13 protein-coding genes and 1 riboswitch are annotated in these 14,026 nt (G+C 72.6%); of the genes, 8 read left to right on the forward strand and 5 right to left on the reverse strand.

The window, feature by feature from the left end; genetic code table 11:
- The first annotated feature begins 110 nt into the window (after positions 1-110).
- The 8 genes from ACWF79_RS12995 (at position 111) to ACWF79_RS13030 (ending at position 9,226) form a co-directional block, all read left to right on the forward strand.
- Entirely contained in the window at positions 111-1,670 is a 1,560-nt protein-coding gene (locus tag ACWF79_RS12995; protein WP_453728139.1) for an ABC transporter substrate-binding protein, read from the forward strand.
- A complete protein-coding gene (locus ACWF79_RS13000) occupies positions 1,658-2,620 on the forward strand; it encodes an ABC transporter permease (RefSeq protein WP_453728140.1) in 963 nt (320 codons plus the stop codon). The genes ACWF79_RS12995 and ACWF79_RS13000 overlap by 13 nt, the downstream gene beginning before the upstream one ends.
- Positions 2,617-3,471, forward strand: coding sequence for an ABC transporter permease (locus tag ACWF79_RS13005; RefSeq protein ID WP_453728141.1), 855 nt, complete (start codon positions 2,617-2,619; stop codon positions 3,469-3,471). Before ACWF79_RS13000 ends, ACWF79_RS13005 begins: the two co-directional genes overlap by 4 nt.
- Complete coding sequence (locus ACWF79_RS13010; protein WP_453728142.1) at positions 3,468-5,045, forward strand: ABC transporter ATP-binding protein; 1,578 nt, start codon at positions 3,468-3,470, stop codon at positions 5,043-5,045. Before ACWF79_RS13005 ends, ACWF79_RS13010 begins: the two co-directional genes overlap by 4 nt.
- A 114-nt stretch (positions 5,046-5,159) precedes the next feature.
- Positions 5,160-5,927: a methyltransferase gene (locus ACWF79_RS13015; protein WP_453728143.1), complete on the forward strand. Its 768-nt coding sequence runs from the start codon at positions 5,160-5,162 to the stop codon at positions 5,925-5,927.
- A 24-nt stretch (positions 5,928-5,951) separates the two neighbouring features.
- Complete coding sequence (locus ACWF79_RS13020; RefSeq protein WP_453728144.1) at positions 5,952-6,989, forward strand: pyridoxal-phosphate dependent enzyme; 1,038 nt, start codon at positions 5,952-5,954, stop codon at positions 6,987-6,989.
- A gap of 135 nt (positions 6,990-7,124) precedes the next feature.
- Entirely contained in the window at positions 7,125-7,946 is an 822-nt protein-coding gene (locus tag ACWF79_RS13025; RefSeq protein ID WP_453728145.1) for a Rossmann-like domain-containing protein, read from the forward strand.
- Positions 7,943-9,226, forward strand: a complete 1,284-nt coding sequence (locus ACWF79_RS13030; RefSeq protein WP_453728146.1) for an MFS transporter — start codon at positions 7,943-7,945, stop codon at positions 9,224-9,226. The genes ACWF79_RS13025 and ACWF79_RS13030 overlap by 4 nt, the downstream gene beginning before the upstream one ends.
- 61 nt (positions 9,227-9,287) lie before the next feature.
- Here ACWF79_RS13030 and ACWF79_RS13035 read toward each other — a convergent pair whose 3' ends face one another.
- The 5 genes from ACWF79_RS13035 to ACWF79_RS13055 all read right to left on the reverse strand — a co-directional run bounded on the left by ACWF79_RS13035 (position 9,288) and on the right by ACWF79_RS13055 (position 14,016).
- A complete protein-coding gene (locus ACWF79_RS13035; RefSeq protein WP_453728147.1) occupies positions 9,288-10,307 on the reverse strand; it encodes an ABC transporter substrate-binding protein in 1,020 nt (339 codons plus the stop codon).
- A gap of 10 nt (positions 10,308-10,317) precedes the next feature.
- Positions 10,318-11,103 carry an ABC transporter ATP-binding protein gene (locus tag ACWF79_RS13040; protein ID WP_453728148.1) on the reverse strand — a complete coding sequence of 262 codons (786 nt, stop codon included), beginning with the start codon at positions 11,101-11,103 and terminating at the stop codon, positions 10,318-10,320.
- Positions 11,103-12,215, reverse strand: a complete 1,113-nt coding sequence (locus ACWF79_RS13045; protein WP_453728149.1) for a FecCD family ABC transporter permease — start codon at positions 12,213-12,215, stop codon at positions 11,103-11,105. The genes ACWF79_RS13040 and ACWF79_RS13045 overlap by 1 nt, the downstream gene beginning before the upstream one ends.
- Positions 12,216-12,312: 97 nt before the next feature.
- Positions 12,313-12,449: riboswitch (cobalamin riboswitch) on the reverse strand.
- Positions 12,450-12,472: 23 nt separating this feature from the next.
- Entirely contained in the window at positions 12,473-13,504 is a 1,032-nt protein-coding gene (locus ACWF79_RS13050; RefSeq protein WP_453728150.1) for an NAD(P)/FAD-dependent oxidoreductase, read from the reverse strand.
- The gene (locus tag ACWF79_RS13055) at positions 13,501-14,016 is read right to left on the reverse strand and encodes an isoprenylcysteine carboxyl methyltransferase family protein (RefSeq protein WP_453728151.1); all 516 of its coding nucleotides are present in this window, start codon (positions 14,014-14,016) and stop codon (positions 13,501-13,503) included. Before ACWF79_RS13055 ends, ACWF79_RS13050 begins: the two co-directional genes overlap by 4 nt.
- Positions 14,017-14,026: the final 10 nt, after the last annotated feature.

Genomic DNA, 14,026 nt, shown 5'->3' on the forward strand with positions numbered 1-14,026 from the left:
TTGACAATCATTTTCATCTAGGTAAAGCTTTCGGCGCCACGGCCCCGTCGCGCCTCACGACCCGGGATCTCCGTGCGCGCCGCCCACGTCAAATGATCTTTGGGAGCAGCATGTCGACATTCCGGAACCGTCGAGAGTTCCTCGCCCTGGCCGGTGCCGCCGGTACGGCCGGGGCCCTGGCCCTCACCGGTTGTGGAACCGGCACCGGGAACGGAACCTCCCCCGAGGGGAAGGCCGCTCCCCGGCGGGGCGGGCAGTTCCGGGCCCTGTTCACCGGCGGCGGGGAGCAGGAGACGATCGACCCTCACGCGGAGTCCCTCGCCATCGACATGGCGCGCACCAAGGCCCTCTTCGACCGGCTCGTGGAGCTCGACGCCGACATGGCGCCCGTGCCGCGGCTCGCCACGAAGTGGGAGCCCAACGCCGACGCGACCGTGTGGCGGTTCACCCTGCGCGAGGCGCTCTTCCACGACGGCAAGCCGCTCACGCCCGAGGACGTGCTGTTCACCTTCGGCCGCATCCTCGACCCGAAGGCCACCACCCACTTCGCGCAGAGCCTGCTCTCCGTCATCGACCTCAAGAGGAGCCGGAGCGCCGGGAAGAACGTCGTGGAGCTGGCGTTGAGCCGGCCCAGCGCGGAATTCCCCGCCCTGCTCGGAACGTTGGGCACGGCCGTCGTCAGCTCCCGTTACGCCGACCCGGCCAGGCCCGTGGGCACGGGAGCGTTCCTGCTGAAGTCCTTCCAGGCCGGCCGCTCCTTCGTCGCCGAACGCTTCGACGACCACTGGGGCGGCGGCGCGTACGTCGACGAGCTGCGCGTCCTGTCCGCCGACGCCGACGCCCGGGGCAACGCCCTGCGGGCCGGCGAGGCGGAGTTCGGCTACGAGATGACCCCCACCTTCGCCCGTACCGTCCAGGCCGACAAGGCGGTCCGGATCCTGGCCGCCAAGGGCAGCACGGCCCACGCCATCGTGATGAAGTGCGACCAGGAGCCCTTCGACAACCCCGACGTCACCCTCGCGTTCAAGCTGCTCGCCGACCGGGAGAAGCTGGTCCAGGTGGTGCTCGCGGGCCAGGGCGTGGTCGGTAACGACATGTTCGGCAAGGGCTACCAGTACTACCCCGAGGACGTCCCGCAGCGGACGCGTGACGTCGCGGAGGCGCGCGCCCTGCTGAAGAAGGCCGGTGTGCTGAACAAGACGCTCTCGATCTACACCTCGTCGGTGGCCAACGGCTTCGTGGAGGCGGCGACGCTCTTCGCCGAGCAGGCCGCCGACGCCGGGCTGCGGATCAAGATCACCACCGGGTCGTCGGAGACCTACTTCAAGGACCAGCTGACCAAGGGCGTGATGGGCAGCCACCGCTCCGGTGCGATGGCCATCCCCACCTACATCAACGACCGGCTGCTCACGAAGTCGGCCTTCAACGCCTCCGGTTGGCGCCGCAAGGACTTCGACGCCGCTTTCGCCAAGGCCCAGTCCATCACCGACGAGGCCGAACGCACCAAGCTCTACGGCCAGTTGCAGCGCACCGTCCACGACGAGGGCGGCCTGCTCGTCTGGGGTCACCCGGACTGGCTGAACGGCGTCTCCTCGCGGGTGCGGGGCATGGCGGCGGCTCCGCCGAACACCATGGACTCGGCCCGTTTCGACAAGGCGTGGCTGGCCTGAGTATGCGCGGGTACGCCCTGCAGCGGATCGCCCTCGGCGCGGTCCAGCTCGCCCTCCTCGCCGTGCTGGTCTTCCTGTTGACCGCGCTGCTGCCGGGCGACGCCGCCGACGTCCGTAACAACGAGGACGCCACCGACGCCCAGGTGGCCGCGCTGCGCGAGCAACTCCAGCTGGACCGGCCGCCGCTGGAACGGTTCACCGACTGGGCGTCGGGGGTCCTCACGGGCGATCTGGGCACCTCTCTGGTCAACGGCGGCCCGGTCCTCGACATCCTGACCGGGACGGTCGGCACGACGCTGGTCCTCGCGGCGGTGACGCTCGCCGTGGTGGTCCCCCTCGCCGTCGCCCTCGGTATCGCCTCGGGCCTGCGCGAAGGCGGCCGCCTGGACCGGGCCGTCACCACGATCACCCTCGCCCTGAACGCCGTACCGGACTTCGTCCTGGCCCTGCTGCTCGTGGCGGGCCTGTCGCTGAAGCTCGGCTGGCTGCCCGCGACCTGGGTGGGCGTGGAGGCCGCGGACCTGCTCGTGCAGCCGGCCCTGCTCGTCCTGCCGGTCGCGGTGGTGGCCGCCCGCATGATCTGTCTGCTCTCCCGGCAGGTACGGGCGGGCATGGTGACCGTGCTGAGGGCCGGATACGTCGTCCAGGCCCGGCGCCTGGGCGTACCGCGCCGGACCCTGGTGCTGCGGCACGTCCTGCCCAACGCGGCCGTCCCCGGCATCCAGGAACTGGCGCGGGTGGGCGACAACCTGGTCGGCGGCGTGCTGATCGTCGAGGCGGTCTTCGCCATCCCCGGCGTGGCCACCGCCCTGGTACGGGCGGTGGAGGCCCGGGACGTGCCCACCGTGCAGGGCCTGGCCCTGGTGGTCGCGGCCGCGGCCCTGCTCCTCAGCCTCGCGGCCGACCTGCTCTGCCATCGGCTCGTACCCCGGACGGAGGTCCTTCGGTGAAGCTCCTGAAGCGTGCCGGCGCCCGGCCCGGGGCCGGGAGGATCGCCCTGGCCACGGCGCCCGTCGGTGCCCTGCTCCTCGCGCTGCCCCTGGGTGTCGCCGTGCTGGGGCCCCTGCTCACCGACGTGCCCGCCACCGGTGTGTCCGCCCCGTACGCGGGACGGGACGCCGAACACCTCCTGGGAACGGACGGGTTGGGCCGCGACGTGCTGGCCCTGCTGATGCACGGCGGGCGCAGCGCGCTGGGCATGGCGCTCGGCGCGGTCGCCGTCGCCTACCTCGTCGGCGGGTTCGTGGGCCTGCTGGCGGCCTCGGCACGGCGTCGGTGGGCGGACGAACTGCTCATCCGCCCGCTGGACGTGCTGCTTCCGCTGCCGACCCTGCTGGTGATCAGCGTGGTCGCGGTGGGCTGGCGCGGCTCCCCCGTCGCCATCGCCCTCGCGGTCGCCGCGGTCAACGTCCCGCCCGTCGCACGGCTGGTGCGGGCGGCCGCGCTGGACGCGGCGAGCAGTCCCGTCACCGAGGCCCTGCGGGTGCAGGGCGAGTCGCGGGCCCGTATCCAGCTCGACCACGTCGCACGCTCGGTGCTCGCCCCGGTCGCCGCCGACATCGGCACCCGGATCACCCTGGCCGTCTTCCTGGCCGCCTCGGCGAACTTCCTCGGGCTCGGGCTGAACCCGACGGCGCCCGACTGGGCGGTGAGCGTCTCGCGCAGCCGTGAAGGCCTGCTGCTCCAGCCATGGGCGGTCCTCGCGCCCGCCGCCCTGCTCGTCATGTTCACCGTGGGACTCAACCTGCTCGCCGACCGCGTGCTGGCCCGCTCCCGCCGTACCCAGGAGGCCGTCCGATGACAGCGCCGTCCGCCCTCGTCACCGTCCGCGGGCTGACCGCACGCGCCGGGGAGACGGTGCTGCTCGACGCGGTGGACTTCGACCTGCACGCGGGCCGGGTGACCGCGCTAGTCGGCCCGTCCGGCAGCGGCAAGACCACCGCCGCCCTGTCGCTGCTCGGCGAGGCGGGCCCGGGCGTACGGCTGAGCGGCCGGGTCACCGTCGGGGACGTCACCGCCGTGGACGGGCGAGGGGTGACCGAGGACGCGGCCTCGCTGCCCGGGCGCGCCATCGCCTACATGCCCCAGCACCCGGGAAGCGCGCTGAACCCGGCCCGCCGCACCGGCGCCGTCCTCGCCGAACTCGCCCGGCTGCACCACCCGGACGACGCCGGTCCGTCGGCGGTGGGCCAGGCGCTCCAGGCCGCCCAGCTCTCCCCGGGGCGGGACGTCGAACGGCGCTTTCCCCACCAGTTCTCCGGTGGACAGCGCCAGCGCGTGGCGCTCGCCCAGACCCTCGTGTGCCGGCCGCGCGCCCTCGTCCTGGACGAGCCGAGCACCGGTCTCGACACGGTGACCCGGATGCGGCTGGCCGGCGAGCTCGCGGCGCTCGCCCGCGGGGGACTCGCGATCCTGCTGCTCAGCCACGACCACGATCTCGTACGGGCGCTCGCCGACCACGTCGTCCTGCTCCGCCGGGGTCGCGTGGCGGCCGCCGGCACTCCGGACGAAGCCCTGCCCGCCCGGCCCGAGCCGACGACCGTCCGCCACACCCCCCGCGTCCCGGGCCGGCCGCCGCTCCTGGAGGTGCGCGGCCTCTCCGCCCACCTGCACAGCCGGGGCCGGGGCCCGGTCCTGCACGGAGTGGACCTGGCCCTGGAATCCGGCGCCTGTGTCGGCGTGGCCGGGCTGTCCGGCAGCGGCAAGACCACTCTGGCCCGCTGTGTCGCCGGGCTCCACGAACGCCACCGCGGCCGGGTCCTCCTGGACGGGGCGGCGCTTCCCGTCCTGCGGCGGCGGACCACCGAGCAGAAGCGGCGCGTGCAGTACGTGTGGCAGGAGGTACGCGCCTCCTTCGACGAGCGGCACACGGTGGTCGAGCAGGTCGCCCGTACGGCCGTACGGCTCCGGGGCCTCCCGCCCGGCAAGGCGCGGGCCGAGGCGTACGGACTGCTGGGGCGGCTGGGTCTTGACGGCGGGACCGTCGACCGGCGGGCCGGGGGCCTGTCCGGCGGCGAGTTGCAGCGCGCGGCGCTCGCGCGGGCGGTCGTCGCCGCCCCCGACGTCCTGATCTGCGACGAGATCACGACGGCCCTCGACCCGGCCGCCACCGACGCGGTCCTCGATGCCCTCGCGCGGCTTCGGGAGGAGCACGGCACCGCGCTCCTCTGGGTCAGTCACGACCTGGAGCTCCTCGCCGCCGTCGCCCACCACGTCGTCGTCCTCGACGGCGGTCACGTCGTCGAGACCGGCTCACCGGACCAGGTGCTGCGGGAGCCCCGGGACGGGCTCACCCGACAGCTCGTCCGCGCCATGGATCTCCGTACGGCCCTGGAGGCCCCGGAACCGACCGCCGCGACCGCATCCGGTTCCTGACAGCCGGGACGTCGCGGGCGCCACGTGCGCCCCGGCCCACGGGCCCCCGCGGGCGTCACCGAGCACCGCGGAACACCACGGACCTTCCACCATCCATCCGACAACGGAGGACACATGACCGACCGGCTCGCAGCCGACGCGGCCGCGTCACGGGACGACGCCCGCACCGTGCTGGAATCGCTCCCCGACACACTCCCCCGGGACGAGATCCTCGCGATCAACAGCGCGAAGTCCGACATCCACACGACCCGCGCGTACCTCTACAACGACTGGACGTTCACGCTGCCGCCCGGCGTCTTCAAGCCCGGCGACACCAGCCGCATCGTCCACGACCGTCTGCTGGACGGCACGATCCCCGTCAAGGACAGGACGTACGCGGCCATGGGCGTCGGCCTCGGCGTCGAGGCCGTGATCGCCGGCACGCTCGGGGCGCGGGAGATCTACGCGGCCGACGTCCACCCGGACAGCGTGGCGACGGCGGCCGAGCACTACGCGCGCCTCGTCGGGGACCGTCCCGGGACCGTCCTGCGGCCGCTGGTGTCCAACCTGTTCGAGGAGTTCCCCGACTCCGCCCGGCTGGACGTCATCACCTTCAACCCGCCCGCGGTCTCCACACGGCCCAGCGACGACCCGACGGTGGTCCGGAACGTCTGCGTCGGCGCCGAGATCGTCCTGCGCTTCTTCGACCAGATCGTCACCCGCGACCTGCTCGCCCCGGAGGGCGAGATCTACCTGATCGTGTCCAACACCGCCGAGCTCAAGCGGATCGTCGGCCACGGGATCGAGGTGGGCTTCCGCCCCGAGATCCTGCACCGCCAGACCTGGGAGGGCGACAACTGTCAGGCGTACCTCTTCAAGCTGAGCCGTCACGCCGCCGCCTGACCGTCCGACCAGGAGGAGAAGGACATGCACGAGCACATAGCCGAGGCCGTCAAGGAACCCGATGTCGTCACCGTCCCGCCGGGGGCGATCTGTCTGCGCTTCGAGACGATGAAGCTGTACTCGGCACTCGGCGCGGTACGCCACCTGCTGGAGACCGGGCAGATCAAGCCCGGTGACACTCTTGTCGACAGTTCCAGCGGCATCTACGCCCACGCGTTGGCGCTGGCCTGTCACCGCTACGGCCTCCACTGCCACATCGTCGGGTCCACGACGGTGGACCGCACGCTCCGCGTCCAGCTGGAGATCCTGGGCGCCACCCTGGAGCAGGTCCGCCCGTCGAAGAACCTGCGCCTCGACCAGAATCTGCGCGTCGAGCGGATCGGCGAACTGCTGCGGGAGAACCCGCATTACCACTGGATGCGGCAGTACCACGACGACATCCACTACCTCGGCTACCGCGACGTCGCCGACCTGATCCGCAAGGAGGTCCCGGAGGGGCCCCTCTCCCTCGTCGGAGGGGTCGGCACCGGGGCGTCCACCGGGGCCATCGCCACGTATCTGCGTGAGGCGGGCCGCGACGTGGCGCTCGTCGGCGTCCAGCCGTTCGGCAGCGTCACCTTCGGCGCCGAGCACGTCCTGGACCCGGACATGATCATCGCCGGTATCGGCAGCTCCATCCCGTTCCAGAACGTCCGGCACGACCTGTACGACCGCATCCACTGGGTCAACTTCGACTACGCCATGTCGGGCGCCGTCGAACTCCTCCGGGCCAGCGGCATCTTCGCCGGTCTGTCGGCCGGCGCCGCCTATCTCGCCACGCTCTGGGAACGCGAGCGCGACACCGACCGGACGTACGTCTTCCTCGCCGCCGACACCGGGCACCGCTACGTGGACAGCGCCTACGCCCACCACCCCGAGGCCGTGGGCCTCGGCTCCATGCGCCCCCACGAGGTCACGGCGCAGGGCGAGTTGCGCCATCCGTGGTCCGCGATGGACTGGCCGCCCGCCCCGGACAGCACGCTGCTGCGTGGCGCTCCCGCCCTGGTGCCCGAGAGGGCCTAGCGTCCACGCCGCCGGGGCCGACGAAGCCCCGGAGCGCCGCCTGGCACCCGGACCATCCGTACGGGTACTGCCGCGCTCCCCTGCCCGCCCGTCCCACCACCCGTATCCCTCCCACCCCCGAGAAAGAACGTCGCCATGCCTCCCTCACAGCCCCAGTCCGTCTCCGAACTCCAGGAGGCCGTCCTCGACGGTGCCTTCGGTCCCCGCCCCCAGGAGCTGGCCGTCACCAGCGCGTTCTGGCTCCACCACACCACGCGGCTGGCCGGCAGCCAGGTCACGTACCGCAACCACTACCTGCTGCTGAGGTCCGGCGACGCCTTCGGCGCCTGCTCCTTCGAAGCCGGCGAACTCGCCCCCGACTTCTGCGCCGACGCCTCGGGACACACCCTCGACACCCTCGTCCGGCACGCGTCGGCGCCGGTGCGCATCGCCGCGCTCGACGCCTACCTCGGTCGCGTACAGCCGCACCGCGACGCGCCGGGCGCCGAGACCGTCACCCTGCCCACCGGTACACCGGAGACCCGGGCACAGGCCAGGGACGCAGCCGTCGCCGGACTCCTCGACATCGAGCCCGGGGCGAAGGTGGCGCTCATCGGCGTCGTCAACCCGCTCGTCGCGGCGATACGCGAGCAGGGCGGCGTCCCGCTGCCCTGCGACTTCAACCTGCGCACCACCCACTGGGGCGACCCGGTGACCACCGACATGGCGGAGGTCCTGGCCTCGGCGGACGCCGTGGTCGCCACCGGCATGACCCTCGGCAACGACAGCTTCGACCAGATCCTCGAGCACTGCCGCAAGCAGGAGATCCCGCTGGTTGTGTACGCGCAGACCGGCAGCGCCGTCGCGCGGGCCTTCCTGGGCGCGGGCGTGAGCGCGCTGTCCGCCGAGCCCTTCCCCTTCTCCCAGTTCAGCGCCGACGAGACCGCGCTGTACCGGTACCGGGCGGGCCAGGCATGAGCAGCGAGACCCAGGAGACCGTGAGCGGCGCGAGCGCGGGTGTGCGCGCGGGCGACGCAGCCGTACCGAGCGACCTGAGGATGACGCGCCTCCTGTGGCCGTTCATGCTCGCCTCGGCCGTGGGGCTGGTGCCCTTCACGATCTACAGCACCTTCCTCGTTCCCATCGCGCACGCGGCGGACGGCGGTGTCGCCGCCCTCGGCCAGCTGCGCGGGCTCGGCGGTCTGGCGGCCCTGGCCGTGGGCACCGCGCTGGCGCCGCTGATCGACCGCGTCCGCAAGGAGTGGGCGGCGGCGGGCGGGCTCGCCGTCCTCGCCGTCTCGGCCGCGCTCGGCGCGAGCGGTGACTTCCTGCTGCTCGCGGCCTTCTGCCTGCTCGTCGGCGCCGGTACGGCCGTACTCAACCCGGCGCTCACCGCGGCCGCCGCCGATCGGTTCGACACCGACGCCGCCGCGGGCCGCGCGGCGACCCTCATCACGGCCACGCAGTCTCTGACCGCCCTGCTCGCGGCGCCCCTCGTGGCCGTGCCCGCTCTGCTGTGGGGGTGGCAGGGTGACCTGTGGGCGATCGCCGCGATCGCGGCCGTACTCGCCCTGTACTTCCTGCTGCGAGGCCGCCGTCGCGACGACGGGCCCGACGCGAACGCGGAGGCAGCGGACAAGCCGAAGAAGCCGGGGTACCTGGAGTCCTTCCGTCTTCTGGGAGCGCTTCCCGGAGTGGTCCCGCTGCTGCTGGTCGCCATGCTGCGCACGGCGGCGTTCATGGGGTACCTCGCCTACCTCGCGGCCTTCTACGACGAGCGTTTCGGTCTCGGGCCGGAGACGTTCGCGATCGTGTGGACGCTCAGCGGTGCCTCGTTCTTCCTCGGGAACCTGTTCGCCGGCCGGCTGCTGAGCGCCGAGCGGCCGAGGATCTCCAACGAGCGGCTGATGACGCTCGCGCTGCTGGTGGCGCTGTCCGCCCTGGTCGGGGTCTTCTTCACGCAGTCGCTGCTGCTGGCCCTGCCGTTGACGGCGCTCATCGGTGTCGGGCACGCGACGGTGGCGGCCTGCGTCACCACGCTGCTCGTCCGGCGGTGCGGCTCGTTGCGCGGGACCGCGCTGAGCATCAACGCCGCCGGCATGAGCTTCGGCGTCTTCCTCGGCGCCGGGCTCGGTGGCGTGGGACTCGCGCTCGGCGGGTACCCGGGCACGGCGGCCGCCCTGGGCGGGCTGACCCTCGTGGCGATCGTCCTCGCCCGCGTGGTGGCCAGGTCCTCCACGCCCGCCGCGGGCGACTGAGACGGCGCGCAAAGGGCCTGGGGAGCGCGCCGTGTCCGCGTCCGCAGGCCCTGTGGCGTCCCTACCGCTTCAGGTTCCGCAACTCGGCGGCCAAGGAGGCGATCGCCGCCGGGTTGCGCGGGCTCTCCACCAGTTCCACGTAGTCGAGGACGACGATGCGGTCGTTCTTGATCGCCGAAACGCCCGCGAGCGGCGGGTAGGACTTCAGGAACTGCCGCTTCTGCTCCGCGCTGACGTCACCGTAGTCGTTGATGACGATGACCTCGGGGTCCCGCTCGACGACGGTCTCCCAACCGACCGTCGTCCAGCTGTCCTTGAGGTCCTTCATGACGTGGTCGCCCCCCGCCTTGGTGATGATGTCGTGCGGCCCCGCGTAGGCGCCGGACGTCAGGGGCCTGTCGCGGCCGGCGTCGTAGAGGAAGACACGCGGCCGGTCGGCGCCCTTCGGGGCCTTCGCCTGCGCTTCGGCCACCTGCTTCTGGAAGGTCGCGACGAGGGCTTCGGCGCGGTCCTCGACATCGAAGAGCCTCCCCAGGTTGCGCAGATCCACGTACAGCGCCTCGAGCGGCGGCATCACGCCCCGTGCCGTGCCGCGCCCGTTGCGGCACGACTCGGTCAGCACGTACGAGCCGACGCCCACACTCTTCAGCTCCGCGGGGGTGAACCCCTCCCCCTCGTTGAAGCCGTAGTTCCAGCCCGCGAAGACCAGGTCGGCGCGGGAGTCGAGGACCAGCTCCTTGTTGATCGTCTTCTTCGACAGCCAGGTGGTCTTCCCGTAGGCGTCCTTCCAGGGGACGGAGTCGAGATCTCCCTTGTCGTCGGGCATGACGTAGCCCGCCATGCGGTCCTCCAGGCCGAGCGCGAACATGATCTCCGTGATGCCGACGTCATTGGTGACCACCCGCTTGGGTGCGGCGTCGTAGGTCTTCTTCTCGCCGCAGTTGTCGATGGTCACGGGGTAGTGGCCGGCTGCCTTGGCCGCGCCCTCCCCGCTGCCCTGCGAGGTGACCTCGGCACCGCAGCCGCTGAGCGCGAGAGCCGTGGCGAGCAGGAGGGTGGCGGGGCGTGGAAGAGAGCGCATGACGTGTTCCTCACGAGGTGGGAAGGGCGGGCGGGAGACGGTCGAAGAGCAGTTGCGGGGCCCCGGATTCGGGGTGCGGCACGCGGTGCGCCCGTACGCCGAAGACCCCGGCCAGCAGTTCGGGTGTCAGTACCTCGTGCGGAGCGCCGGAGGCGACGATCCGGCCGCGCTGGATCACGTACAGCAGGTCGCAGTGGACGGCGGCGAGGTTGAGGTCGTGGAGTGCGGTGAGCACCGTGATCCGGCTGTCCCGTACCAGGGACAGCACCTCCAACTGCTGGGCGATGTCGAGGTGGTTGGTGGGTTCGTCGAGGACGAGCACCTGCGGTTGCTGGGCCAGGGCGCGGGCGATCAGGACCCGTTGCTTCTCCCCGCCCGAGAGCGTGAGGAAGCCGCGGTCGGCGAGGTGGCCTGCGCCGACCCGTGCCAACGCGGCCTCGCACGTCTGCCGGTCCTCGGCCGTGGTGCGGGCGGCCGCGCTCTGGTGCGGCAACCGCCCCATCGCCACGACCTCGGTGACCGTGAAGTCGAACTCGGCGACGGACTCCTGGGGAAGGGCGGCCAGGCGCCGGGCGCCCTCCCGCGCGCTCATGGCGTGCAGATCCTGCCCGTCCAGCCGGACCGTGCCGGCCGTCGGGCGCAGCGCCCGGTAGACGCACCGCAGCAGGCTGGACTTCCCGCTGCCGTTGGGTCCGACCAGCCCGACGAGCTCGCCTTCGCCCGCCCGCAGAGTGACGTCCTCCACGAGCTTCGCGCCCGCGAGCGCCACGGTCAGGTCGTCGATGTCGATCCTCATCAGGAGCCTCCGAAGCTGTACGACCGGTGTCTCATCAGCAGGACGAAGCACGGCACGCCGATCACCGCGGTGAGCACGCCCACGGGAAGTTCCGTCGGTGCCATCACGACGCGGGAGAGGATGTCCACCCAGATCATCAGCACCGCGCCCACGAGAGGTGCGACGGCCAGCACCCGCCGGTGGTCGGCGCCGACCAGCATGCGTACGCCGTGGGGAACCATCAGCCCGACGAAGCCGATGGCACCGCTGACGGCGACCACGGCGCCGGTGACGGCCGCGGAGACCACGAAGAGCTCCTTGCGCAGCCACCCCGCGTCCACGCCCAGGGCGGCCGCCGTCTCGTCGCCCATGGCGAGCGCGTTCAGTCGGCGTGCCGACAGCGCGAGGCGGACGAGGCCGGCGAGCACGGCGCCCGCGGCGATGGGCAGGGAGGCCCAGTCGGCCCCGCCGAGGCTGCCGAGCATCCACATCATCGCGGAGCGGGCGGCCTCGCCGTGCTCGGCCGCGAAGACCATGAACGTGGTGACGGCCGAGAAGCCGTAGTACATCGCGCTGCCCGTGAGGACCAGCCGCATCGGGGTCAGACCGCGAGCGGTGCGGGCGATCGCGTACACCAGCACCATGGCGAGGAGCGCGGAGAGGAACGCGGCCGTGGACAGCGCCCAGATGCCGAGCGCGCCCAGCGCGCCGAAGAGCAGGACGGCGTTGGCTCCGACAGCGGCGCCCGACGAGATGCCGAGGACGAACGGATCGGCGAGCGCGTTGCGGACCATCGCCTGCACGGCGACCCCGACGGCCGAGAGTCCCGCGCCGACGACCGCGGCCAACAGGGCGCGTGGGAAGCGCAGTTCCCAGACGATGGTGTACGCCGACACCTCGTCGGGGGTGATCGCTCCACCCGTCAGCCCGGCCCGGAGGTGATGGAGCACCTCGCCCCAGGAGAGACCCGAAGCCCCGATCCCCGCCCCGCAGGCGAGGGAGAGCACCAGCGCGGCGCACAGGGCGACGAGAAGAGGCGGCAGGGGGACGCGCCGTGGCGGGGCAGGCCCGGTTCCCGTGCGAGGGGCGTCCGGCGGCGCGGCGATGCCGCTCTGTTCGACGGGTAGGGCCACGGCGGGTCGCCTTCGCCTTGGGCCGTGCCACACGTCAGGGAGCAGCCGACGACGCGGTACGTCCGGCGCAGCGCCCTCTCGCAGTCCACGGCGAGCTGTCAGGAGCCTTCACCGCCGCGGGTAATCGGGCTCACGGGTGCGCGGACCTGCGTACAGGTTCGTCACTCCGCCTACCGTTGCGGGTCAGCGCCGGACTTCGACCGGACTTCCCCCGCGGGGCGTTGGCAGCTTATCGCGCTCCCGGCGGTGCGCCGCCATCAGGCGAGAGCGTTCACCGCGAGGGTGAAGACGAAGGGAAGCCGGGCCGCGGCCGGCACGATCCTCTCTGCCAGCCAGGGCTGTTGGCGAGCCCGCACCAGGCAGTCGGTCAGCAGCCTGTGCCGGAAGGTCGCTTGCTGCCACGCGGCCTCGTACGCCCCGGGCGAGCCGCGGCGCAGCTGGTCGATCAGCACCCTGGCACCGGCGAGAGCCAGGGAGACACCCTCGCCGGTCAGCGCGTCGACGTATCCGGCGGCGTCGCCCACGAGCAGGACGCGCCCGTGGACGCGTGTACGTACCTTCTGGCGGAGGGGACCCGCACCGCGCACATCGCCGACCGCGGCCTGCCGGGGCAGTGTGGCGGCGAGTTCGGGAAAGCCGGTCAGCTGCTCGTCGAACGGGGCGCGACGGGAGGTCAGGAGCGCGACGCCCAGGAGCTGTGGTCCGAGCGGGGTCACGTACGCCTCACCGTAAGGCCCCCAATGGACCTCGACGTACGGGGAAGGCGGCGCCACGGCGTAGTGCCGGCGGAGCCCGTAACGCGGGGTGCCCGCGTCGGGCACCCCGAGGCCGAGCGAACGCCGCACCGGCGAGTGCAGCCCGTCGGCGGCGACCAGCCAGTCGGCGCGCACTCCCGTGGCGCTGTCCAGGACGCCCTCGGCGTCCTGGCGCACGTCCCGCACGCGCAGCGGCAGGACGGGAACTCCGGCGGCGAGGACGGCCGTGTGCAGGGCTGCGTGCAGGGCGGTGCGCCGCACTCCCAGGCCGGAGCCGTGCCGGAACTCGGCCTGGGCGTGGTGCGGGCCCTGCCGGTAACGGATGCCGGCGATCGGCCGGCCGGGCACGTCCAGTCCCAACGCGCGCAGTTCCCTGACGGCCCCGGGCATCAGCCCCTCCCCGCAGGCCTTGTCGACGGGCATCGCGCGCGGTTCCGCCACCACGACGTCGAACCCCGCCCGCACGGCGTGGAGCGCGGTGGCCAGTCCCGCCGGACCGCCGCCCGCGATCAGCAGGTCGTGCGTGCGGGTCACGCCGCGATCGCCCGGCCCAGGGCGGCGTTCTCGCACCGGACGCGGACGGCGAGCAACAGGGCGTTGGCCACGGTGAACACGACGGCGGTCAGCCACGCGGAGTGCACCAGGGGCAGCGCCGCGATCTCGGCGACGACCGCGACGTAGTTCGGGTGGCGCGCGAAGCGGTAGGGCCCGGCCTGCACGAGACGCGCGCCCGGGACGACGATGACACGCGTGTTCCAGTACGGCCCCAGGGTCATGACGCACCACCAGCGCAGCGCCTGGGCCAGGACGACGACGGCCACCATGGTCCAGCCGAGAAGCGGCAGGAACGGCCGGTCCGTCAGCCAGGGCTCGATCAGACAGCTCGCGAGGAGAGCCGTGTGCAGGGCCACCATGACCGGGTAGTGACCACGGCCGTACTCGACTCCGAGACGGGCGAAGGTCCAGGCCGCGTTGCGTCGCGCGACGACGAGTTCGACGAGGCGTTCCGCGGCGACGGCCGCCAGGAGCAGGGTGTACCAGAGCATGATCGGGGCT

This window comes from Streptomyces sp. NPDC054975, assembly GCF_053609105.1.

Excerpts from the sequence above, each read along its gene's own strand:
- ACWF79_RS12995 (WP_453728139.1), top strand. The coding sequence starts at position 111 with ATGTCGACATTCCGGAACCGTCGAGAGTTCCTCGCCCTGGCCGGTGCC.
- ACWF79_RS13010 (WP_453728142.1), top strand. The coding sequence starts at position 3,468 with ATGACAGCGCCGTCCGCCCTCGTCACCGTCCGCGGGCTGACCGCACGC.
- ACWF79_RS13015 (WP_453728143.1), top strand. The coding sequence starts at position 5,160 with ATGACCGACCGGCTCGCAGCCGACGCGGCCGCGTCACGGGACGACGCC.
- ACWF79_RS13020 (WP_453728144.1), top strand. The coding sequence starts at position 5,952 with ATGCACGAGCACATAGCCGAGGCCGTCAAGGAACCCGATGTCGTCACC.
- ACWF79_RS13025 (WP_453728145.1), top strand. The coding sequence starts at position 7,125 with ATGCCTCCCTCACAGCCCCAGTCCGTCTCCGAACTCCAGGAGGCCGTC.
- ACWF79_RS13030 (WP_453728146.1), top strand. The coding sequence starts at position 7,943 with ATGAGCAGCGAGACCCAGGAGACCGTGAGCGGCGCGAGCGCGGGTGTG.
- ACWF79_RS13035 (WP_453728147.1), bottom strand. The coding sequence starts at position 10,307 with ATGCGCTCTCTTCCACGCCCCGCCACCCTCCTGCTCGCCACGGCTCTC.
- ACWF79_RS13040 (WP_453728148.1), bottom strand. The coding sequence starts at position 11,103 with ATGAGGATCGACATCGACGACCTGACCGTGGCGCTCGCGGGCGCGAAG.
- ACWF79_RS13055 (WP_453728151.1), bottom strand. The coding sequence starts at position 14,016 with ATGCTCTGGTACACCCTGCTCCTGGCGGCCGTCGCCGCGGAACGCCTC.